We start from the raw sequence: 21708 nt of genomic DNA, 5'->3' as shown, positions 1-21708 counted from the left end.
CGGTGCGCCATTTTTCATTGCGCTTTCACGTTTCGGCCCATGCCGAAACATCGGCCGCGCCGCGCGCCTACGATGGCCGGCATGAACTCGAATCTTTCTTCATCCGAAACGCGTCTGTCCGCACGGCAGACGCTCACCGTGACGGCGACCAGCGTCGGCTTCGTCGTCTCGCAACTCGATGTCTCGATCGTGAATGTCGCGCTCGCGCGCATCGGCCACGATCTGGGTGCGAGCGTCGCGAGCCTGCAATGGACCATCGACAGCTACGCGCTCGCCTTCGCCGCGCTCATGCTCTCGGCCGGTTCGCTCGGCGACCGCTTCCGCGCGCGGCGCATGTTCGTCGGCGGACTCGCGCTTTTCGCGCTGGCGTCGCTCGCGTGCGCCTTTTCCGGCGACGCGGCGCAACTCATCGCCGCGCGGGCCTTGCAGGGCGTCGGCGCGGCGGCGATGCTGCCGAACTCGCTCGCGCTGCTGAATGCGGCGTGCGGCCACGACCGGCGTCTGCGCGCGCGAGCGGTCGGCTTGTGGACGGCGGCGGGCGCGGTGTCGATCGCGGCGGGGCCGATCGTCGGCGGCGTGCTGATCGCGGCGTTCGGCTGGCGCAGCATTTTCTGGGTCAATCTGCCGATCTGCGCGGCGGGCATCGTCGCGACGCTAGCGTGGATAGAAAACGCGCGACCCAAAGATGCCGGTCGTGCGCGCGGCATCGACCTGCCCGGCCAGGCGCTGGGGATCGTCGCGCTCGCCTCGTTCGTCGGCGCTGTGATCGAACTGCGCCCGCTCGGACCGATGCATCCGCTCGTCATCGGCGCTTTGCTGCTCGCGCTGGCGGCGGGCGGCGCGTTCATCGCGATCGAGCGCGAAAGCCGCACGCCGATGCTGCCGCTGTCGCTCTTCGCCGAGCGCACGTTCAGCGCGGCCGTGGCCTTCGGTATCGGCGTGAATCTCACCTACTATGGAATGGTCTTCGTGCTGAGCCTGTATTTGCAGCGCGTGCTCGGTCACACGCCCTTGCAGACCGGCCTCGCGTTCCTGCCGCTGACGGGCGGATTCCTGATCTCGAACCTGGCGAGCGGCCCTGTCGTCGCGCGCTTCGGCTCGCGCGGCCCGATGATCTTCGGCGCGCTGCTCGACGCCGCCGGTTTCGCCGCGCTCGCCTTCGTCGATGCGACGACGCCCACGGCCGCGCTGCTCGTGCCGTTCCTGCTGATTCCATCGGGGATGGGACTCGCGGTCCCGGCGATGACGACCGCGCTGCTCGGCACCGTCGGCCAGCCGCGTGCGGGCACGGCGTCGGCGGTGCTCAACACGGCGCGGCAGGCGGCGGGCGCGATCGGCGTCGCGGCGTTCGGCGCGCTCGCGGCTTATGGCGACGGCGCGGCGAGCGCGCACCAGATCGTCGATGCGGTGCGCTGGTCGGCGGCGATCTCCGTCGCGCTTCTGTTGTGCGCCGCGTCGATCGCGCGTCATGTTAACAATCCGGCGAGCGCGAACGCCGAAGAACGTGTTACCTAGAGACGGACGTCGGGAACGGCCGTTGCAACGCCCAGGTAAAGCCGCGAATCTTTTGAGGACAACACCATGTCGACAATGCCCCGCTCCCCCGAGGAGCCGCTCGAACCGGACCCGGACAAGCTGCTCGATCCCGACGCCGCGCCGAACCCCGAAGATCCGGACATGCCTGACGGCCCGGATTCCGCGACGCCAATGGTGCCCGCCGATCCGAAAAACGGCGAACCGCGCATGTAGAACGCCGGGCGGCCATCGCGCGCATAAAGCAATGCCCGCGCGGCCTTGAAAGCGGCGCGGGCATTCTTACTGATGCTCGTGGACGAAGAGCGTTACAGGCTAGTGGTCTGCACCGCGCCGGTTTCCAGCGCACGCTCGATGAGCGCTTCCTGCTGCGCCTTGCGAACGGCATCGGCGACGAGCGTATCGGGCGCTTCCACTTCGGCCTTGATCGCGCCGATGATGCCGTCCGCTTCGACGATCACGAGCGATTCCGCCGAATCCGCACGGCTGATGATGACGCGCAGCGGCCCGCCGCCCTCCGCGATGCTGGCGCAAAACTGCATCGTTTGCCCGCCGATCACTTGTTCGAATGTTTGAATCATCGCTGCCTTCCGCGTTGGTTGGACAAAAGCTGACACAGGCCGCGCGCCATGCGACGCGCAGCCTGCTTTCTCATTGATCCGCGCATGTCGACTAGGTTCAATTCTGTAAGCATGCGCGGCGCGACGCAAGCTCAACGTCTTGCGTCGGCGAGTTCGCGAAGGATGGCGGCGGTCGAATCGTCGGCGGGAAAGAAGGCTTCGATCGCAAGCTCCGACAACGTGATGTCGACGGGCGTGCCGAAAACCGTCGTCGTGCTCAAGAACGACAGCACGCCGTGCTGCGTGCGCAAACGCAAGGGCACGACGACGGGATCGGTCTCGCCGCGCGGCTCGTGGGTCGCGTGACGCGGCGCGGGATACGCCTCCAGTTCGGCCAAGAGCGCGACGAGCGTCGCATCGCCGGACACGTCGATTTGCCGGCGCAGGCGCGCGAGCAGATGCGCGCGCCACTCGTGCCAGTTGTCGATGGCATCGGCGAGACCTTGCGGATGCATCGACAGCCGCAGCACGTTGACGGGCGGCACGAGCAATTGCGCATCCGCCGATGCGACGAGCGGCGCGAAAGCCGCGTTGGCCGCGATCATCGTCCAGTGACGATCGACCGCGAGCGCGGGATACGGCTCATGCCCTTTGAGCACGAGATCGACAGCACGCCTGGCAGCGGAAAGTTGCGGATCGGCCAGCGCGCGCTCGCGATAAAGCGGCGCATAACCGGCCGCGACGAGCAGCGTGTTGCGCTCGCGCAGCGGCACGTCCAGTTGCTCGGCGAGGCGCATCAGCATGTCCCGGCTCGGCAGCGAGCGGCCCGATTCGACGAAGCTCAGGTGACGCGTGGACACGTCCGCAACGCCTGCGAGATCGAGCTGGCTCATGCGCCTGCGCTGACGCCATTCGCGCAATAGCGCGCCGACGTCCGATCGAACGGCCGGATGTACGAGGGTCGAGTTCATGCAACCGATGTTAGACGAAACATGATCACGCGATCCATTGCCTGCAAAGTAAGCGGCGCGAACGAACGTAACATTTACGCCGCAAACATTTGCGAAGAAAAACTTGCGCGCGACACCCTAAATCTCCGGCACTTTCGCGCCGATAAGTCCAACAACAAGCGAACAATGCGTCGCGAGCCGTGCGCGTCTCAATCCCGAGCACGCACGGCCCGCGGCGCCCGGACTTTTGCGGAGAAATCATGTTTGTCATCATCGGATGGTTGTTGGTCATCGGCTCGGTGATCGGAAGCTTCGTCGGCGTCGGCGGCCACCTCGCGGCCCTCGTGCAACCGTTCGAGCTGCTGTGTATTTTCGGCGCGGCGATCGGCGCGTTCGTCGTGTCGAATCCGACCGCGACGCTCAAGAAAACGTTGCAATCGATTCCGAAGGCGTTCAAGGGCGGCGGCTACACGAAAGAGAAATATCTCGCGCTGATCGCATTGCTCTACGAACTGCTTCAGAAGGCGCGCAAGGAAGGCATGATGGCGCTCGAAGCCGATGTCGATGCGCCCGAGTCCAGCCCGGTCTTTCAGAAGTACGAGCACGTCATGGCCGATCATCATCTGCTCGACTTCATCGTCGACTATCTGCGCATGATGTCGGCGGGCAATGTCAACGCGCTCGAAATGCAGGATCTGATGGACGAAGAGCTCGACACGCACCACACCGAAAGCTCGATCGCCGCGAACGCCATTCAGAAAATGGCCGATGGCCTGCCTGCATTCGGTATCGTCGCCGCGGTGATGGGCGTCGTGCACACGATGGGCTCGGTCGGCGCCGCGCCCGCCGTGCTCGGCGAGATGATCGCGGGTGCGCTCGTCGGCACGTTCCTCGGCATTCTGCTGGCGTACGGCTTCATCGGCCCGCTCGCGGACCTGCTCAACGCGAAGGGCGCGGCCGAAGCGAAGCCGTTCCAGTGCGTGAAGTCCGTGCTGCTCGCATCGATGAACGGTTATGCGCCGACGATCGCGGTCGAGTTCGGCCGCAAGGTGCTCTTTACCGCCGATCGTCCGAGCTTCAAGGAACTCGACGACGCGGTTCGTGCCACCAAGATGCCGAAGGCGGCTTCGTGATGACATCGGGTACGCAAAGGACCAACGCACATGGCTGAGAAACCGTCACGCGATCCGCTGCAGTCCGTGCTTGCGCCGACTGTCGTCGTCAAGCGCAAGAAGAAGGCGCACGGACACGGCCATCATGGCGGCGCATGGAAGATCGCCTACGCCGACTTCGTCACCGCGATGATGGCGTTCTTTCTGTTGATGTGGCTGCTCGGATCGACATCGAAGTACGACAAGGAAGGCATCGAGCAATACTTCAATACGCCGCTTTCCGCATTGTTCGGCAACGATGGCGGCGCGTCGGCGCATACGAGCGTCATCGCGGGCGGCGGCAGGGATCTGTCGAGCACGCGTCCGGGTGAAGGCAACAAGACCCAGACGCAACCGGTGCCGCAATCGATCGCGCGCGCTGCCGTTGCGATGGACGACTTGCGCAAGCTGCAGCAACTCAAGCAGAAGCTGATGGCGCTCATCGAGCAGACGCCTGCGCTGCGCGCGTACAAGGATCAGATTCGCATCGCGATCACGAGTGAAGGCTTGCGTATCGAGATCGTCGATTCGCTCAAGCGGCCGATGTTCGCATCGGGCAGTTCGAGACTCGAAAGCTATGTGACGACGATTCTGACGAACATCGGCGCATCGCTGAACGATGTCGATAACCGCGTGTCGATCGCGGGGCATACGGATGCAGTGCCCTATTCCGGCGGTCAGGCGGGCTATTCGAACTGGGAGCTTTCGAGCGAGCGGGCGAATGCCGCGCGGCGCGCGCTCGTCGCGGGCGGCATGAAGGAAAGCAAGGTGCTGCAAGTGCGCGGACTGTCCGACGTGCTGCCGCTCAACAAGGATGTCGTCGACGAGCCGACGAATCGGCGGATCAGTATTCTCGTGCTGAACAAGGCCGCGGAACAGGCGTTCTTCCGCGATGGCGGCAGAACCACGGTCGATGAAACGCGGCCTGTCGAAGCGGCGCTTCCCGCGCCGGTCTCGGTCAAGTCGGATGCGCCGGCGGCGGTGGTGAAGTAGACAACGCTCGCGGCTTGACGAAGCGCCATGCACATCGAATCGTGCATGGCGCTTTTCATTTCAGCCGGGCCACTCCGCGACCGTCTGCACCACGAGCCAGACGTTCGCCGCGCTGATGACCACGAACAGCGCCCACGCGACGAGCTTCATGAACGGTTTGTTCGAGAACGCTCCCATGAGGCCGCGATCGCTCGTCATCCGGATCAGCGGATAAAGCGCGAACGGCAGTTGCAGGCTCAGCACGACCTGACTCGCGACGAGCAGCTTGCCGACCGCGCCGTTGCCCATCACGTACACGCCGATCAACGCTGGCACGAGCGCAAGCGCCCGCGTGATGAATCGGCGCTGATAGCACGGGATTTTCAGTTGCAGGAACCCTTCCATGATGACCTGCCCTGCAATGGTCCCGGTGAACGTCGAACTCTGGCCCGATGCAAAGAGCGTCACCGCGAAGAGAATCGCCGCAAGCCCGGTTCCCACGATAGGCGCAAGCAGCTTGTACGCATCTTCGATCTCGGTCACTTGCGTGTGTCCCGTCGCGTGAAATGCCGATGCCGCGAGAATCAGGATCGCCGCATTGATCAGCAGCGCGAGAACGAGCGACACGATCGTATCGAGCCGCGAAAGATTGATCGCCGATGCAAGGCTCTTCGCATCGCGATTCACCACGCGCGTCTGCACGATCGAGGAATGCAGATACAGGTTATGCGGCATCACGGTCGCGCCGAGAATGCCTATCGCGAGATAAAGCGGCTCGCGATCGCTCAACGCGTGAATCGATGGCACGAGCCCGGCAGCAACCGAAGGCCAATGCGGTTTGACGAGCACGAGCTCGACGATATAACCGACGCCGATCGTCGCGATGAGCCCGAGCATGATGGCTTCGAGATCGCGAAAGTTCTTGCCTTTCAGGCCCAGCACGATGAGCGTATCGAATGCGGTGAGCACCACGCCCCACATCAGCGAAACGCCGAACAGCAAATGAAACGCGAGCGCGCCGCCGAGCACTTCCGCGAGATCGCACGCGATGATCGATAACTCCGCGAGCATCCATTGCACGTTCGCGACCGGTTTCGCGTAACGCTCACGCGATAGCTGCGCGAGATCCTTTCCCGTGACGATGCCAAGGCGCATCGAAAGACATTGCAGCACCATCGCCGCAAGACTCGACAACACGACGACAAAGAGCAGGCTATAGCCATAGCGTGAGCCGGCTTCGATATCCGTCGCCCAGTTGCCCGGGTCCATATAGCCGATGGAAATGAGCAGGCCCGGCCCCGCGAATTGCAGGAGCTTCTTCCATAGCGGCGCGCCCGGCGAAACGGCGACGGAGCCTTTGACTTCCGATGGGCAAAACGGCGCGGTGGCCGTGGTCGGCAGATTGAACGGCAATTTATCGAGTCCTGATGGGATATCGGGGACAACATCCGCGAACGATGTTGTGCAGGTAGCTTACAAGGCGCGTCTCGCGGGCGAGTCTATCACCGGCTGCGCGCATTCACAGACAGCCCCAATCTGACCAAAGCGTCATCTCATCGCCAGCATCTCGTCACGGTACGACAAATAAAATTCAGTGGTGGCTGTAGCGAGCGTGCCGACGCTGCATATCGCGCAACCGCACGTCCCGTTCATTTTTACCCGCATGAGGAGTGCGCCATGAAACTAGTCACACGCATCGCTGTAATCGCCCTTGCTGCCGCGCCGCTCGCCGCGCTCGCACAATCCGAAGGTCTCACGCGCGCGCAGGTGAAAGCGGATCTGCAACGCGTCGAACAAGCCGGCTATAACCCGTCCGAGCGCGATGCGTTCTATCCGAACGACATCCAGGCAGCCGAAGCCAAGGTCAGCGCGCAAAGCGCATATGGCTCGTCCAGCGACGGTTCGTCGTCTTCGGGACGCACGATGTCGACGACGCCGCTCGGTCAAACCCCGCAGTAACGCACGCTCATCGAACGAGACACGCGCGGCCTTCCGCGCCGTCTCGCTCGCGTCCCTTCGAAGCGCGTAACCCGCGCTCGCGCTTCGCTATTCCCCGCTGTCCGATGCGAATGCTCCGCCCTACCATGGGCTTTCGCAAGCTTGCTTTCAAACCGCCTTATCTGACATCGGCGCCATATTCACGTCATATTGTCGTTGGCACCCGGCCACTACCATAACGACACTGATGGCGAACCGCACGCCCCGCTCCGTCATTGCGTCCCGCGCGTTGCATTCGCCTCATTCGCAGCGCCCTCTCCCAGCTTCTTCCGAACGACTCAATGTGGATAGTCAACGTTGCGCTTAAGCGGCCATACACGTTCATCGTGATGGCCATCATGATCCTGCTGGCGACGCCGTTCGTCCTCATGACGACGCCTGTGGACGTGCTTCCCGAAATCGACATTCCGGTTGTCAGCATCATCTGGAACTACACAGGCCTTTCCGCGCAGGACATGGCCAATCGCATCACGTCGGTCAACGAGCGCAGCCTCACGACCACGGTGAACAATATCGAGCACATCGAGTCGCAATCGCTGCAAGGCATCGCGATCATCAAGCTCTTTCTGCAGCCCACCGCGAACATCCAGACCGCGATCGCGCAAACAGTGGCCGTCGAACAGGCGCAAGTGAAGCAGATGCCGCCGGGCGCGACGCCGCCTCTCGTCATCAGCTATTCGGCGTCGAGCATTCCGGTGATTCAGCTCGGGCTTTCGAGTCCGAAGCAATCCGAGCAGGACCTGAACGATACCGCGCTCAATTTCTTGCGCCCTCAACTCGTGACGATTCCGGGCGCGGCCGTGCCTTATCCGTATGGCGGCAAGACGCGCCTCATCTCCGTCGATCTCGACACGCGCGCGCTGCTCGCAAAAGGACTCACGCCGACCGATGTCGTCCAGGCCGTCAACGCGCAAAACCTGATCCTTCCGACCGGCACCGCAAAGATCGGCCCGCGCGAATATACGGTCGACATGAACGGTTCGCCCGCGACCGTCGCGGGCCTGAACGACATTCCGGTTCGCACGATCAACGGCGCGACGACCTATCTGCGCGAAGTCGCGCACGTCCGCGACGGCTTCTCGCCGCAGACCAACATCGTGCGTCAGGACGGGCATCGCGGCGTGCTGATCTCGGTGCTGAAGAACGGCAACGCGTCGACGCTGTCCATCGTCAATACGTTGCATGATCTCTTGCCGCAAGCGCGGGCGTCGCTGCCTTCCGATCTGAAGATCAGCGCGCTCTTCGATCAGTCGGTGTTCGTGAAGGCCGCCGTGCAAGGCGTCGTGCGCGAAGCGCTCATCGCCGCCGCGCTCACCGCCGCGATGATCCTGCTCTTTCTCGGCAACTGGCGCAGCACCTGCATTATCGCGATCTCGATACCGCTCTCGATTCTCTCGTCGCTGATCGTGCTGCATGCGCTCGGGCAGACGATCAACATCATGACGCTCGGCGGCCTCGCGCTCGCAGTCGGCATTCTCGTCGACGATGCCACCGTCACGATCGAGAACATCGAGCGTCATCTGCACATGGGCACGAATCTGCACGACGCGATCCTCGAAGGCGCAGGTGAAATCGCGGTGCCCGCGCTCGTCTCGACGCTGTGCATCTGCATCGTGTTCGTGCCGATGTTCTTTCTCACCGGCGTCGCCAAGTTCCTGTTCGTGCCGCTTGCGGAAGCCGTCGTGTTCGCAATGCTCGCGTCGTACATCCTTTCGCGCACGCTCGTGCCGACGCTCGCGATGCTGTTGATGGGCCACGCGCACGCACCCGATGCGAAGGCAAAGCCGAATCTCTTCGTGCGTCTGCATCAGCGCTTCGATCGCGGCTTCGAGCGCATGCGCGGCGCGTATATCGTGATTCTGTCGAGCCTGCTCGTGAAGCGGCGTCTGTTCGCGACGCTCTTTCTCGGCTTCTGCCTGTTGTCGGCGGGCCTCGTGTTCGTGCTCGGCGAAGACTTCTTCCCGAGCGTCGATGCGGGCGATATTCGCCTGCACATGCGCGCGCCGACCGGCACGCGCATCGAGGAGACCGCGCGACTCGCGGATGAAGTCGAAAAGGTCGTGCGCCAGATCGTGCCGCAAGACGAACTCGCGACGATACTGGATAACCTCGGTCTGCCTTATAGCGGCATCAACCTGTCGTACAGCAATGCCGGAACGATCGGCACGCTCGACGGCGAAATTCAGGTCGCGCTCAACGCGGATCATTCGCCGACGCAAAAGTACATCGACGAATTGCGTGCGCTCCTGCCGCGCCGCTTTCCCGGCGTCGAATTCTTCTTTCAACCCGCGGACATCGTCACGCAGATTCTCAACTTCGGCTTGCCCGCCGCCATCGACGTGCAGATTCAAGGGCAGAACGGCCAGGCGAATTTCGAAGTCGCGAGCAAGCTGATGAAGCAGATCCGCATGATTCCCGGCAATGTCGATACGCACATCCAGCAGAAGCTAGACGAACCGGCCATCGATTTGCAGATGGATCGCACGCGCCTGCAGCAACTCAATCTGTCCGCAAGCAACGTCGCGCAGAACGTGCTGGTTTCGCTTTCGGGAAGCTCGCAAACCGCGCCGGGATTCTGGTTCAACCCGCGCAACGGCGTCGAATACAACCTCGCGGTGCAGACGCCGCAGTATCAGATTTCATCGATCGACGAACTGCTGCGAACGCCCGTGTCCGCATCGCTCAACGGTCCCACGCAACTGCTCGGCAATCTCGTGCGCCTCTCGCCGAAGAATCAGTTCGCGGTGGTCACGCACTACAACATCCGGCCCGTGATCGATCTCTTCGTGAGCGTCGAAGGCCGCGATCTCGGCAGCGTCGCGCGCCAGGTTAATCAACTCGTCGATGAAGCGCAGAAGACGCTTCCGCGCGGCAGCCAGATCGTCGTGCGCGGTCAGGTCGAGACGATGCGGACGTCGTTCGTCGGCCTCGGACTGGGCGTCGCGATGGCGATCGTGCTCGTGTATCTGCTGATCGTCGTGAACTTCCAGTCGTGGATCGATCCGCTCATCATCGTAAGCGCATTGCCCGCCGCGCTCGCGGGCATCATCTGGATGCTCTTTCTCACCGGCACGCACCTGAGCGTGCCCGCGCTGACCGGCGCGATCATGACGATGGGCGTCGCCACCGCGAACAGCATCCTGATGGTCTCGTTCGCGCGACAGCGTCTGAACGCGGGCATGCCGCCGCTCACCGCCGCGCTCGAGGCGGGCGCGAGCCGCATACGCCCCGTGTTGATGACCGCGTTCGCGATGATCATCGGCATGATTCCGATGGCGCTCGGCCTCGGCGAAGGCGCCGAGCAAAACGCGCCGCTCGGCCGCGCGGTGATCGGTGGCCTGCTGTTCGCAACGGTTTCCACGCTTTTTTTCGTGCCGCTCGTCTTCGCAGGCATTCACGCACGTCTTGCACGGCGCGCCGCGCGAAGAGGTAACACGCAACATGAAGACGGCAGCGGCCAACACTGACATCAAAGCATCCCGACGAACATGACTGAAAAGAACCACGCATCGCTTGCGATTCCCGCTCGCGACCCGAACGAAGGGCCCGCGCTGCCGCCGCGCAACGTCGAATGGAAACGCGCGAAGATCGCGCTCGTGATCGTGCTCGCGTTGCTCGCGATAGGCGCGGCGCGCACGGTCGTCACCGATGTGCTGCATAGCCATTCCATCGCCGCGCGCACGCAGCAGAACGCGCAGCAATACGTGAACGTCGTCATGCCTCAAGAGACCGATGGCGGCGGCGAAACGACGTTGCCGGGGACCTTGCGCGGCTTCGTCGAATCGCCGATCTATGCGCGTGCGACGGGTTATCTGCTGCACTGGTATGTCGATATCGGATCGCGCGTGAAGCAAGGCCAGTTGCTCGCCGATCTCGACACGCCCGAGATCGATCAGGAGCTTGCGCAAGCGGTCGCGCAACGCGATCAGACTGCATCGAGCCTCGGACTCGCGAAGAGCTCGCTCGAACGCTGGCAGCAATTGCGTCAGCGCGATGCCGTGTCGCAACAGGAACTCGACGAGCGTCAGAGCACGTACAACCAGGACGTCGCGAATCTCGCGGCCGCCGATGCCAACGTGAAGCGTCTGCGTCAGCTCGAATCGTTCAAGCGCATCGTCGCGCCTTTTGCGGGCGTCGTCACGCAGCGCAATGTGGATGTCGGCGATCTGATCGATGCGGGCAGCGGCACGAGCCGCGCGCTCTTCGCGCTCGCCCAGTCGGACCCGTTGCGCGTGTTCGTGCAGTTGCCGCAGGCTTACGCGCAGAACGTATCGGTCGGACAGGACGTGACGGTCACGCAGGCGGAGCTGCCCGGCGAACAGTTCCACGGCAAGATCACGCACATCTCCGGCGCGATCGACGTGCCCACGCGCTCGTTGCAAGTCGAAGTGACGCTGCCGAATCCCGATGGGCGGCTACGGCCCGGCGCGTATGTGCAGGTCGCCGTGCCCGCGACCGCGCACGCGCGTCTGCTCGTGCCAGGCAACGCGCTGCTCTTCCGTTCCGAAGGTCCACGTCTCGCGGTCGTCGATGGCAACGGTCATGTGAGCTTGCGCAAGATCGTGATCGCGCAGGATCTCGGACAATCGCTCGAAATCGAGAGCGGAATCGACGCGACCGACAAGCTCATCATCAACCCGAGCGATTCGATCGCCGATGGCGATCACGTCGTGATCGCGCCGCAGCAAACGCAACGACAGCCCGCGTCGGGCAGCAAGGCCGCATCATGAAGACCGCGCTTGGCATCACGCTCGTCTCGCTGCTTGCCGCGTGTACGGTCGGGCCCGACTATCATCGGCCCGTCGCCGCAACGCCGCCTACGTGGAAGACGGATTCGTACTGGCGCGTGGGCGAGCCGTCGCATGCGCCGCTCGCGCTCGACTGGTGGCAAGGCTTCGGCGATGTGACGTTGAACGGTCTCGAAACGCAGGCGCTCGCACAGAATCAGACGCTCGCCGCGGCGAGCGCGCACTACGCACAGGCTCGCGCGACGCTCGCGCAAACATCCGCGCTGGCGCTGCCTGAAGTCGATCTCGGTGCAAACGCGTCGCGCTCGCGCATTTCGAAGAACCGGCCCGTCACCAACTACGCGACGCCGAGCAACGCTACCGTTCAAAGCGATCTGAAGCTCGCGCCGACGGTCAACTACGACGTCGATCTGTTCGGCCGCATCCGTCGCGAAGAGGAGGCCGCGCATGCATCGGCGGATCAGTCGCGCGACGATCTCGCGAATGCGCGTCTCGTGCTGACCACCGATCTCGCCAGCGACTACTTCTCGATGCGCGAGCTCGATGCGGAGATCGACGTGCTGAATCGTTCTGTCGTGCTGCAAAAGAAAGCGCTCGATTACGTGCAGGCGCAACACGATCTCGGCGCGGTGTCAGGCCTCGATGTATTGCAGCAGCAAGCGCAACTCGATCAGACGCGCGTGCAGGCGCAACTGCTGCTCAATCAGCGCGCGCAATTCGAACATGCGATCGCCGCGCTCGTCGGGACGCCCGCGCCGCAATTCTCGATCGCGCCTGAATTGAACGAACGCCCGCTTCCGCCGATTCCACTCGGCGTGCCGAGCGATGTACTGCAACGCCGGCCCGATGTCGCATCCGCCGAGCGTGCGATGGCCGCGGCCAATGCGCAGATCGGCGTCGCGAAAGCGGCGTTCTTTCCGAGCCTCACGTTGAACGGCACGGTCGGCTGGGAAAGCACGGCGTTCTCAAGTCTGATTTCCGCGCCGAGCCTTTTGTGGACCATCGGGACGATGGCAAGCCAGGTCATCTTCGATGGCGGACGGCGCTCCGCAGCCGTCGATTTCGCGAACGAAGGCTATGTCGCGGCCGTCGCGAATTATCGGCAGACGGTGCTCGGCGCGTTTCAGCAAGTGCAGGACGGCATCGTCGGATTGTCGGTGCTGGACGGCGCGGCGAAACAGTCGCACGCCGCGGTCGTCGATGCGCAACGCTTGCTGTCGCTCGCGAACGATCGTTATTCGGGCGGGCTCGTCGCCTATCTCGACGTCATCACCGCACAGCAGCAATTGCTCACGAGCGAACGACAGGACGTGCAGATTCGCGGACAGCAGCGCACCGTATCGGTGACGCTCGTGAAGGCATTGGGCGGCGGATGGGACACTGCATCGAACGACGATCAGAAGCTTGCGAACGCAACTACTTCGGGCGAGTAGAAAGAAAACGTAAGCACGATGTCCGCGAGGCTCGTATAGTTAGCAGTTGAACAATGCGGTAAACACACACTGAACGCGCACAGGTGCCAGGCATGAAAGTCCTGATAGTCGAAGACGAACACAAAGTGGTGGATTACCTGCGCTCGGGGTTGACCGAGCAAGGCTGGGTCGTCGATGTCGCGATGGACGGCGAGGAAGGCACGCATCTCGCCATCGAATACGACTACGACGTGATCGTGCTCGACGTGATGCTGCCAAGACGCGACGGCTTCGCGGTATTGAAGGCGCTGCGCCTCCAGAAGTCGACGCCGGTCATCATGCTGACCGCGCGCGATCACATCAACGATCGTGTGCGCGGCCTGCGCGAAGGCGCGGACGATTACCTCACGAAGCCATTCTCGTTTCTCGAACTCGTCGAGCGTCTGCATGCGCTCGCCCGCCGCACGCGCGCGCAGGAATCGACATTGATATCGGTCGGCGATCTGTATGTCGATCTGATCGGCCGCCGCGCAACACGCGACGGCGTGCGGCTCGACCTCACCGCGAAGGAATTTCAGTTGCTCTCGGTGCTCGCGCGCCGTCACGGCGACATTCTCTCGAAGACCGCGATCACCGAGCTCGTCTGGGAAGTCGATTTCGAAAGTCACACGAACGTCGTCGAAACGGCGATCAAGCGGCTGCGCGCGAAACTGGACGGACCGTTCCGCACCAAACTGCTTCATACCGTGCGTGGCATGGGCTATGTGCTCGAAGTGCGCGAAGTTCGCGACACGCGCGAAGCAAGGGAAGACGCGAGACCATCATGAACACGCAGTGGATATCGTCGACGCCACGCGAGGCACGCGACGCGCGCGAGCCGCGCACGCAACGCTCCATTTCGCGGCGGCTCGCCGTCATGTTCGCGCTCGTCGCGCTGCTCGTGTTTGCGCTCGTCGGCTCGGGACTCTTTCTCGTGCTGCGCGTGCAACTGGAGCAGCATTTGCGCGACTCGCTCGACAATCGCGCGGAGATTGCGCGGCTCATCGTCACGCATGTATCGACGCCGGAGAAATGGAAGATCGCGAAGGAGAAGCTCGCCGACATCACCCCGCGCGACGGCTCCACGCTCTTTGCCGTGTCCAGCAACGATCCGCGCTATGAATACGGCTCGCCGCCCGCGGGCCGCGTCGTCAAGCGCGTGATGGGCGGTTACGTTCACTTCCGTCCGGAAGATCGCGCCTACGACATGCTGATGACCACGCTCACGATTCCGCCCAACGGGGATCGTCCGCCGTTGCAGCTCTTCGTCGCGATCGATTGCTCGCCGAACGTTCATACGATGCGCGCGTTCGGTCTCGCGCTCGCCGCGCTGATGGCGCTCGCCACGGTCGCGGTCCTGCTGCTGAGTTATTCGGTCGCGCGGCTCGGCCTCGCACCGCTCACGCGCCTCACGCGCGATGCATCGAAGCTGAGTCCGACCAATCGATCGCAACGCCTGAACACGCGCGCGCTGCCGATGGAACTCGAAGATCTCGCGAAGTCCTTCAATGGCGCGCTCGAACGGCTCGATCACGCATATGGCCGTCTCGAATCCTTCAACGCCGATGTCGCGCACGAATTGCGCACGCCGGTCACGATTCTCATCGGTCAGACGGAAGTCGCCTTGACGCGCGATCGTTCGATCGACGAGCTGCGTCACACGCTGCAATCGAATCTCGAGGAGTTCGAACGCGTGCGCGCGATCATCAACGACATGCTGTTTCTCGCGCGCGCCGATCAGGGCGAACGCGCGACGGGACTCGTCGAAGTGTCGCTCGCGGCGGAGGTCAATCGCACACTGGAGTTTCTCGAGATTCCGCTGGAAGAAGCGCGAGTGCGCGCCGTCGCGAACGGCGATGCGCGCGCGTTCGTCAATACGTCGCTATTCGGCCGTGCGCTGTCCAATCTCGTGATGAACGCAATTCAGCATTGCGCGCCCGGCGCGACGATTTCCGTGGCCATCACGCGGGAACATGGGCGCATTCGCATCGCCGTGGCCAATCCCGGCGAATCGATCCAGCCGCATGTGATGGCGCATCTCTTCGACCGCTTCTATCGCGCGGAAAGTTCGCGCACGAATAGCCGCGAGAATCACGGCCTCGGGCTTGCCATCGTGAAGGCGGTGGCCGAGATGCATCGCGGCACCGTGTCGGCGACGAGCGAGAACGGCGTCAACACGTTCTCGTTCTCGGTCGCGCGTTTCGGCACTGAATCGCGACCCGTCGAAGACGTCGCCTTGCCCGTGCCGCCGGTCGTGGAACGGAAGTCCGCCACGACATGAAGCACGTGCATCACTGACAGAAGTATTCATCCGATGCGGCCATCGGCGCTTCGGCTGTCGCCGGCCTGAAGTGGCTGTACTTGCGATACGTCTTGCCGTTCACCGTCACCGATTCGGCGGCTTCGGTCTCGCCCGTTGCCGACGCGATCGCGCTGCTATGCGCTTCGACGTTGCCATTGCCCCAACTGCTCGCGCGCGCATACGATCCGCCTTTCGACGTATCCGTCTTGTTCGCTTCCGAGATCGTGCTCGTGACGGGATTGCCGAAGCTCTTCGTATCGATCGACGATTGCGGCGGCACGTAGCCCCACTTCGACGTGACCGTGCTCATGTCGATCTGCTGCGGCTTCCAGCCGATCACCTTCGCGCCGATCGCGAGCGGCGACAACTCCACTGCGACGATCTGCGTTCCGCGCCGCGCGACGAGCAGGCACTTGCCGCCCGACGTCTGCAAGGGCACGTAGCCGCTCGAAGGCAAGAGCGCGAGCGCCTGCGCATCGGGCATCGACTGCACGCCGACCGGGTTCGCGGCCCAGATCACGCCGGCGCTTGCATCGGCGCGCGCGCTCATCGGCATCATCGAGACCGTCGCACTCGCCGCGAGCGCGATGGCCGCCATTTTCTTGTGACTCTTCATCGCATGCCTCAGCGGGAAAACGAGGGTTGACTCTCCGGGACCAGTCTTTCAAAAGCCAACCCTTCAAAGGTAGAGACGGCCCGATTGCTCAGGCGCGTCTCTCTCGCTCCATGGCGTCACCCTGCCATTGGACCTGTTGCTTCCTCACTTCACCAGCGAGACTTCGATCTTTTCGCCGATGGGCGTGCTCGCCACTTCGACGCCATTCGTATCAGCCTGATCGTACACGCGAGCGGCGACCGGCGTCGGCTGCGCGACCTGCTTCGCGGGAGCCGGCTGAGCCTGCTTGGCCTCGTTCTGCGTCTTCATGCTGACTTCCGGATTGTTGGCGGCGGTCACCGGCAGGCCGAGGCGCGCGCGCACCAGCGGATCGCGATACTTCTCGTCATCCGACAGCACCGCGTCCTCGCCCGATTTCGCGAGCGGCGTGGTCGTGCCCGGGCACAGATGACCCGTCGCCTCGACGGCGCGGCGGTTCGCTTCGCTCTGGCAGAGGAGCGCGAGCGCGACATCGGTCAGGCCCATTGCGCGGAATTCGCGTGCATCGAGGCGGCGTACGCAAGCCTGATCGACGAGCGTCGTGCCGCCGGTCGCGCCGAAGCCGGTGATCGACAGGCCGAAGCTGGCCGAGCCCATGCAGGTGTCGGAGAGCGTCGTGGTGAGCGAGGGTGCGGCGATCGACGGCGTCGTGCGGACCGAGTACGAGCTCTGGTTGTAGTCGACCGTCGTGCGCGTGTCGAAGGCGCTCGTGCCGGGGCCGCTCGTGGCCGCCTTGCCGGTCGCATCGGCGCCGCTTGCATCCGTGCCGGATGTCGTCAGTTGCGGCATCGTCAGCGAGATGTTCACATTCGATGAGCCGCCCTGCGCGGTCGAACGGCCGCCGCTCGCCGTCGCGACGCCGAGGCCGCCGACCGACGACGAATTGGAACTGGTGTTGGCCGTCGAATTCGCCGACGTGCCGATGTTGTTGAGGCTCGATCCGCCGCCCTGGCCGATGCCCGTCGACGTCGAACCCGAAACCGAGCCCGACGAGGAATTGGCGGTGGTGTCGGCGTGGGCGAGTTGCGCGGCGCAAAACAGCACCGCGCATGCCAATTGCAGAGTGGTCTTGTTCATTTTGGTTCTCCGGAAGAAAAGGGGAACGCCACAGCGCATGACGGTCCCGGACGACTTAGAGTTTTTTTATGAGTTCGGCAAAGGCGGTATCCCGCAAGCGCACGCTCGTCATGACGCCGCCCCTGCCTTGAGTCGCCGACCAGCTTAGCGCCAGCCGCCGCCCAGCTTGCTCCATGCATTGGCCGCTGCGTCCGCGCCCGAGGTGCCGCCCGCTTGTGCGTTGCCGTGGCCGAAGCCGCTCACCGTCGACGTATTCGTGTGGCTCGTCGTTGCGTTGGTGGCGTTGCCCGTCACGCCGAACTTGTTGCCGGCGATCGATTGCGCATTGCCGTTGGCCGTGCCCGAGTTCGTCGCCGTGAAGCGGCCGAAGCCCGAGACCGAAGCGGACGTCGTGCCGCCCGAGGTCGAGGACGAGCTGGAGTTCGTGGTCGTGGCCATCGCGGCGACGGAGACGAACGAGAGCAGTGCAGCAGCGATCAGAGTGCGTTTCATGATTTGCATTCCTTATCGAATCGGTAAGATTGGATTTCGTTTTTTGTTGTTCGAACCGGGATCACATCGGTTGCGGGAAAGCGAACCCCGTTGCGGCGAAGTTCGCCGTCCGTCGCCGTGTGCTTAGCGCCAGCCGCCGCCCAGCTTGCTCCAGGCATTCGCGGCAGCGTCGGCGCCCGAGACGCCCGTCGCCGTCGAGCCGCCAAAACCCTTGCCGCCCACCGACGACGTGTTGATGTGGCTCGTCGTCGCGTTGGTCGCGTTGCCCGTCACGCCGTAGCCCTGGCCGGCGATCGACGAAGCGTGGCCGTTGGCGGCGCCCGCGTTGGTTGCGGTGAACGAGCCGAAGCCGAACACGGCTGCGCTGGTCGTGCCGCCCGAGGTCGAGCTCGAGCTGGAGTTCGTGCCCGTTGCGAAGGCAGCGGCGGAAACGAGCGAGAGGACGGCGGCTGCTGCGATCAGTTTGCGTTGCATGGTGAGGTCTCCAAGTGTAGGCGCACAGTCAATTCCAGCTACATCGACGCCGGTATGTAGCGGATACAGCAAATATCGTTTCGTTAGTATTCCTATCTCCGACGTCTGATCGAATCTGGCTTCGATGGATCAGCGAGCGTTTGAGAAAGGACGCCCCTTTGGGGCGGCTTGACGAATCAGACTGGGAATGAGGCTCGCACGTCGATCAGAAGTCGTCGTTCGTGCAACAGGTCGATGCTGGCCTGGGATGAGCGGATCGTGGCGCGCTGGCCTTCCGCTTGTTCGAATAGTTTTGCGTTCTTCATCGCAATCCCCGTATTACCTTTTGGTGTTGTTTTCAGGCATCCGTTTGTTTAGTGCCTGTGTTTTGAGGTGACTGTACGGAAGATGAACCGGCGAATGCGTTGGCAATCCAACACACCATTTCACGTCGTAATAAATCGTAAGGAGTTTGGTTGGCGAGCGCTCATTCGAGCATACCAATAGCCCGGAAACGCCCTGTTTTCGAGGGTTTTTCCGGAGATCTCCGCAGGAATCGGAAGGCTTGAAAACGCGAAACGCGGGCGACATGCGCCCGCGTTCGTTCGTTAGACCACGGACGAATCAGACCGTGGAGAGACGCGCCATTTCCGTCTCAACGATGAGCTTCTTCAACTCCGGCACGCACGATCCGCAGTTGCCGCCCGCCTTCACGCACGAGGTGATTTCGGCGGCTGTCTTCAATCCCTTCTCGCGGATCGCGTTGCAGATCGTATTGCGTCCGACGCCGAAGCACGAGCACACGGTCGGCCCGGTGTCCTCGCCCTTGCCTATCGGCTGACCGAGCAGGAGGCTCGCGCGGTCCTCGTCGTCGAGGCGTCCCTTTTCGAACAGCGTCGCGAGCCACGCACGCGCGGGCAGATCGGGCCGCTCGGAGATGAACACGCAACTCTCGATACGCTCATTGACCACATGCGCCGCGCGATACACGCCCGCGCTTTTGTCCTCGTATTCGATCCAGTCAGCGTGCTCATCGTCGATATGAAAGAGTGCACGCGCCCAATCGTGATGATCGCCATGGGATGCATCGAAACGATTACGGCCCGCCATTTCGTAGCGGACGAAGCCCGTGCCATGCACGCGCGTCCAGTGCGTGACCATGTCGAGGTCCGGCGCGGCGCGAGAGAGCGAAAAGCCGTGCCATGTAACGTGAAACTTCTCGATTGCGACAGGCGTGTGCTTGAACTCCGGTTCGCCCGAAACCGGATCGACGACGGGATTCACCACCGCACCGACGCGCGCGTCGGAGGCGGTCTGATCGTTCCAGTGGATCGGCACGAACACGCTGCCGCGCGGCATGCCACCGCCATGCTGCACGCGCGCGATCATCGAGCCCCAGCGACTCGACACGCGCGCGAGTTCGCCTTCGCGCACGCCGCATGCGAGCGCGTCTTGCGGATGCATGTCGATGAACGATTCGCTGATATGGCCCGCGAGTTTCGAGGAGCGGCCCGTTCGCGTCATCGTGTGCCATTGGTCGCGCACGCGCCCGGTGTTGAGCACGAGCGGATAGTCGTCATCGGGCGCATTCACGGGCGCGCGTGCAACGGTTGCTACGAAGCGCGCACGGCCATCTGCATGACTGAAGCGGTGATCTTCGAAGAGCCGCTCCGTTCCTCCCTCTGCCGATTCGCGCAACGGCCATTGTGTCGGCTGCAGCGCATCGTATTGCGCGCGATCGAGCCCGGCCAGCCCACCGATATGAAACGCGCGATGCACGCCCGCCGACGCATCGTTGCGATACGCGCTCAACCGTGCGTGCTCGTCGAAAATCTCATGCGGACCCGCAAAATCGAAGCCTTCGAAGCCCATGCGCCGCGCGACATCGCAGATGATGCGCCAGTCCGCGCGCGCCTTGCCCGGCGCCGGAATGAACACGCGTTGACGCGAGATGCGCCGCTCCGAGTTCGTCACGGTGCCATCCTTCTCGCCCCAGCCGAGCGCGGGCAGCAGCACATCGGCGAACGCGTTCGTATCCGTCTTTTCGATGATGTCCGATGCAACCACGAGCTCGCACTTCTCGAGCGCGCGCTTCACGCGATCGCCATCGGGCAGGCTGACGACAGGATTGGTGCCCATCACCCATACGGCTTTCACGCGGCCCGCTTCGATTGCATCGAACAACTCGACGGCCTTCAATCCGGCGCGCTCTGCAATCGCAGGCGAATTCCAGAACGTCCGCACCATCTCGCCATGCAGCGGATCGCCGAACTCGAGATGCGCGGCAAGCGTATTCGCGAGGCCGCCGACTTCGCGTCCGCCCATCGCGTTGGGCTGGCCGGTGAACGAGAACGGTCCCATGCCAGGCTTGCCGATTCGCCCCGTCAGCAGATGGCAATTGATGATGCAGTTGACCTTGTCCGTGCCGGCGCTCGACTGATTCACGCCTTGCGAATAGACCGTCACCACGCGCTCCGTGCGTGCGAAAAGACGATAAAACTCCATCAGATCGTGGTGATCCAGCTTGCAGTCTTTCGCGGTTTGCGCGAGATCCGAAGAACCCGCCGCTGCGAGCGCGTCGCCGGAACCGCTGGTATGTGCATCGACGAAAGCCGCATCGATTGCGCCGTGCTCCGCGAGGAACGCGAGCAGTCCGTTGAACAGCGCCACATCGCTGCCAGGCTTGAGCGGCAGATGCAGATCGGCCATTTCGCAAGTCGCGGTATAGCGCGGATCGATGACGACGATCTTCATCTCCGGCCGCTTCTCCTTCATCTTCACGATGCGCTGAAAGAGAATCGGATGACACCATGCCGTGTTCGATCCCACGAGCACGACGAGGTCCGCGAGTTCGAGGTCCTCATAACTCATCGGCACGAGGTCTTCGCCGAACGCGCGCTTGTGTCCCGCCACCGACGACGACATGCACAGCCGCGAGTTCGTATCGATGTTTGCGCTGCCGATGTAGCCCTTCATCAGCTTGTTGGCGACGTAGTAGTCCTCGGTGAGCAACTGACCCGATACATAGAACGCGACCGCGTCGGGACCATGCTCCGCGATGATGCGCGAAAAGCCGCTCGCAACCGTGCCGATGGCATCGGCCCACGATGCATCGGTAAGCGCGCCGCTGCGGCGGTCGCGCAGTTTCGGATTGAGCAGACGCCCTTCGAGTCCAATCGTTTCGCCGAGCGCCGAGCCCTTCACGCACAGACGGCCGAAGTTCGATGGATGCGTTTCATCGCCGGCGATCGACACTTCGGTCGCGCTCTTCGGCGATGCGTTCACACCGCAGCCGACGCCGCAATACGGGCAAGTCGTTTTAACAGAAGCCGTTTGAATGGGGATGATGGACATGCTCACGTTTCT

18 protein-coding genes are annotated in these 21708 nt (G+C 63.2%); 10 read left to right on the top strand and 8 right to left on the bottom strand.

Annotated elements, in window-relative coordinates; all coding sequences use genetic code 11:
- Nucleotides 1-72: 72 nt before the first annotated feature.
- Together NCS67_RS15830 and NCS67_RS15825 are read left to right on the top strand one after the other, a co-directional pair.
- The gene (locus tag NCS67_RS15830) at nt 73-1515 is read left to right on the top strand and encodes an MFS transporter (protein WP_250435670.1); all 1443 of its coding nucleotides are present in this window, start codon (nt 73-75) and stop codon (nt 1513-1515) included.
- 66 nt (nt 1516-1581) lie between these two features.
- Nucleotides 1582-1749, top strand: coding sequence for a hypothetical protein (locus NCS67_RS15825; protein WP_008353574.1), 168 nt, complete (start codon nt 1582-1584; stop codon nt 1747-1749).
- Nucleotides 1750-1841: 92 nt separating this feature from the next.
- Here NCS67_RS15825 and NCS67_RS15820 read toward each other — a convergent pair whose 3' ends face one another.
- Nucleotides 1842-2114, bottom strand: a complete 273-nt coding sequence (locus NCS67_RS15820; RefSeq protein WP_008353575.1) for a hypothetical protein — start codon at nt 2112-2114, stop codon at nt 1842-1844.
- A 131-nt stretch (nt 2115-2245) separates the two neighbouring features.
- Entirely contained in the window at nt 2246-3064 is an 819-nt protein-coding gene (locus tag NCS67_RS15815; protein ID WP_175979224.1) for a helix-turn-helix domain-containing protein, read from the bottom strand.
- Nucleotides 3065-3303: 239 nt separating this feature from the next.
- On the opposite strand from NCS67_RS15815, the gene motA reads away from it, so the two are divergent.
- Entirely contained in the window at nt 3304-4176 is an 873-nt protein-coding gene (motA, locus tag NCS67_RS15810; RefSeq protein ID WP_008353577.1) for a flagellar motor stator protein MotA, read from the top strand.
- Nucleotides 4177-4206: 30 nt separating this feature from the next.
- Nucleotides 4207-5187: a flagellar motor protein MotB gene (gene motB, locus NCS67_RS15805; RefSeq protein WP_008353578.1), complete on the top strand. Its 981-nt coding sequence runs from the start codon at nt 4207-4209 to the stop codon at nt 5185-5187.
- 60 nt (nt 5188-5247) lie between these two features.
- Here motB and NCS67_RS15800 read toward each other — a convergent pair whose 3' ends face one another.
- Nucleotides 5248-6579 carry an Nramp family divalent metal transporter gene (locus tag NCS67_RS15800; protein WP_250435669.1) on the bottom strand — a complete coding sequence of 444 codons (1332 nt, stop codon included), beginning with the start codon at nt 6577-6579 and terminating at the stop codon, nt 5248-5250.
- Nucleotides 6580-6843: 264 nt separating this feature from the next.
- Between NCS67_RS15800 and NCS67_RS15795 the strand changes: the two genes are divergently transcribed.
- The 6 genes from NCS67_RS15795 (at nt 6844) to NCS67_RS15770 (ending at nt 15644) form a co-directional block, all read left to right on the top strand.
- Nucleotides 6844-7125, top strand: coding sequence for a DUF4148 domain-containing protein (locus NCS67_RS15795; protein WP_008353580.1), 282 nt, complete (start codon nt 6844-6846; stop codon nt 7123-7125).
- Between the two features lie 320 nt (nt 7126-7445).
- A complete protein-coding gene (locus NCS67_RS15790) occupies nt 7446-10631 on the top strand; it encodes an efflux RND transporter permease subunit (RefSeq protein WP_175979222.1) in 3186 nt (1061 codons plus the stop codon).
- A gap of 21 nt (nt 10632-10652) precedes the next feature.
- The gene (locus NCS67_RS15785) at nt 10653-11894 is read left to right on the top strand and encodes an efflux RND transporter periplasmic adaptor subunit (RefSeq protein ID WP_250435668.1); all 1242 of its coding nucleotides are present in this window, start codon (nt 10653-10655) and stop codon (nt 11892-11894) included.
- Complete coding sequence (locus NCS67_RS15780) at nt 11891-13345, top strand: efflux transporter outer membrane subunit (RefSeq protein ID WP_250435667.1); 1455 nt, start codon at nt 11891-11893, stop codon at nt 13343-13345. Before NCS67_RS15785 ends, NCS67_RS15780 begins: the two co-directional genes overlap by 4 nt.
- Nucleotides 13346-13437: 92 nt before the next feature.
- The gene (locus NCS67_RS15775; RefSeq protein ID WP_008353587.1) at nt 13438-14151 is read left to right on the top strand and encodes a heavy metal response regulator transcription factor; all 714 of its coding nucleotides are present in this window, start codon (nt 13438-13440) and stop codon (nt 14149-14151) included.
- The gene (locus tag NCS67_RS15770; protein WP_250435665.1) at nt 14148-15644 is read left to right on the top strand and encodes a heavy metal sensor histidine kinase; all 1497 of its coding nucleotides are present in this window, start codon (nt 14148-14150) and stop codon (nt 15642-15644) included. The genes NCS67_RS15775 and NCS67_RS15770 overlap by 4 nt, the downstream gene beginning before the upstream one ends.
- Before the next feature lie 10 nt (nt 15645-15654).
- Here NCS67_RS15770 and NCS67_RS15765 read toward each other — a convergent pair whose 3' ends face one another.
- The 5 genes from NCS67_RS15765 to NCS67_RS15745 form a co-directional block, all read right to left on the bottom strand.
- Complete coding sequence (locus tag NCS67_RS15765; protein ID WP_175979219.1) at nt 15655-16281, bottom strand: hypothetical protein; 627 nt, start codon at nt 16279-16281, stop codon at nt 15655-15657.
- A 144-nt stretch (nt 16282-16425) separates the two neighbouring features.
- A complete protein-coding gene (locus NCS67_RS15760) occupies nt 16426-17397 on the bottom strand; it encodes a hypothetical protein (protein WP_008353590.1) in 972 nt (323 codons plus the stop codon).
- 144 nt (nt 17398-17541) lie between these two features.
- Nucleotides 17542-17889, bottom strand: coding sequence for a hypothetical protein (locus NCS67_RS15755; protein WP_175979218.1), 348 nt, complete (start codon nt 17887-17889; stop codon nt 17542-17544).
- 123 nt (nt 17890-18012) lie between these two features.
- The gene (locus tag NCS67_RS15750) at nt 18013-18363 is read right to left on the bottom strand and encodes a hypothetical protein (protein ID WP_175979217.1); all 351 of its coding nucleotides are present in this window, start codon (nt 18361-18363) and stop codon (nt 18013-18015) included.
- A 603-nt stretch (nt 18364-18966) separates the two neighbouring features.
- Nucleotides 18967-21696 carry a nitrate reductase gene (locus NCS67_RS15745; RefSeq protein ID WP_250435662.1) on the bottom strand — a complete coding sequence of 910 codons (2730 nt, stop codon included), beginning with the start codon at nt 21694-21696 and terminating at the stop codon, nt 18967-18969.
- Nucleotides 21697-21708: the final 12 nt, after the last annotated feature.

It is taken from the genome of Caballeronia sp. ATUFL_F2_KS9A, assembly GCF_023630765.1.
GTDB classification, from domain to species: domain Bacteria; phylum Pseudomonadota; class Gammaproteobacteria; order Burkholderiales; family Burkholderiaceae; genus Caballeronia; species Caballeronia zhejiangensis.
Note: the sequence above shows the minus strand (reverse complement) of the source record. Positions and strands in the feature narration are given on the sequence as shown.

What these genes read in the sequence shown, in the direction of transcription:
- NCS67_RS15795 (WP_008353580.1), top strand. Translation starts at nt 6,844, where the DNA reads ATGAAACTAGTCACACGCATCGCTGTAATCGCCCTTGCTGCCGCGCCG.
- NCS67_RS15820 (WP_008353575.1), bottom strand. Translation starts at nt 2,114, where the DNA reads ATGATTCAAACATTCGAACAAGTGATCGGCGGGCAAACGATGCAGTTT.
- NCS67_RS15750 (WP_175979217.1), bottom strand. Translation starts at nt 18,363, where the DNA reads ATGCAACGCAAACTGATCGCAGCAGCCGCCGTCCTCTCGCTCGTTTCC.
- motA (WP_008353577.1), top strand. Translation starts at nt 3,304, where the DNA reads ATGTTTGTCATCATCGGATGGTTGTTGGTCATCGGCTCGGTGATCGGA.
- NCS67_RS15780 (WP_250435667.1), top strand. Translation starts at nt 11,891, where the DNA reads ATGAAGACCGCGCTTGGCATCACGCTCGTCTCGCTGCTTGCCGCGTGT.
- NCS67_RS15825 (WP_008353574.1), top strand. Translation starts at nt 1,582, where the DNA reads ATGTCGACAATGCCCCGCTCCCCCGAGGAGCCGCTCGAACCGGACCCG.
- NCS67_RS15770 (WP_250435665.1), top strand. Translation starts at nt 14,148, where the DNA reads ATGAACACGCAGTGGATATCGTCGACGCCACGCGAGGCACGCGACGCG.
- NCS67_RS15765 (WP_175979219.1), bottom strand. Translation starts at nt 16,281, where the DNA reads ATGAAGAGTCACAAGAAAATGGCGGCCATCGCGCTCGCGGCGAGTGCG.
- NCS67_RS15790 (WP_175979222.1), top strand. Translation starts at nt 7,446, where the DNA reads ATGTGGATAGTCAACGTTGCGCTTAAGCGGCCATACACGTTCATCGTG.
- NCS67_RS15755 (WP_175979218.1), bottom strand. Translation starts at nt 17,889, where the DNA reads ATGAAACGCACTCTGATCGCTGCTGCACTGCTCTCGTTCGTCTCCGTC.
- motB (WP_008353578.1), top strand. Translation starts at nt 4,207, where the DNA reads ATGGCTGAGAAACCGTCACGCGATCCGCTGCAGTCCGTGCTTGCGCCG.
- NCS67_RS15830 (WP_250435670.1), top strand. Translation starts at nt 73, where the DNA reads ATGGCCGGCATGAACTCGAATCTTTCTTCATCCGAAACGCGTCTGTCC.
- NCS67_RS15785 (WP_250435668.1), top strand. Translation starts at nt 10,653, where the DNA reads ATGACTGAAAAGAACCACGCATCGCTTGCGATTCCCGCTCGCGACCCG.
- NCS67_RS15815 (WP_175979224.1), bottom strand. Translation starts at nt 3,064, where the DNA reads ATGAACTCGACCCTCGTACATCCGGCCGTTCGATCGGACGTCGGCGCG.
- NCS67_RS15775 (WP_008353587.1), top strand. Translation starts at nt 13,438, where the DNA reads ATGAAAGTCCTGATAGTCGAAGACGAACACAAAGTGGTGGATTACCTG.
- NCS67_RS15745 (WP_250435662.1), bottom strand. Translation starts at nt 21,696, where the DNA reads ATGTCCATCATCCCCATTCAAACGGCTTCTGTTAAAACGACTTGCCCG.
- NCS67_RS15760 (WP_008353590.1), bottom strand. Translation starts at nt 17,397, where the DNA reads ATGAACAAGACCACTCTGCAATTGGCATGCGCGGTGCTGTTTTGCGCC.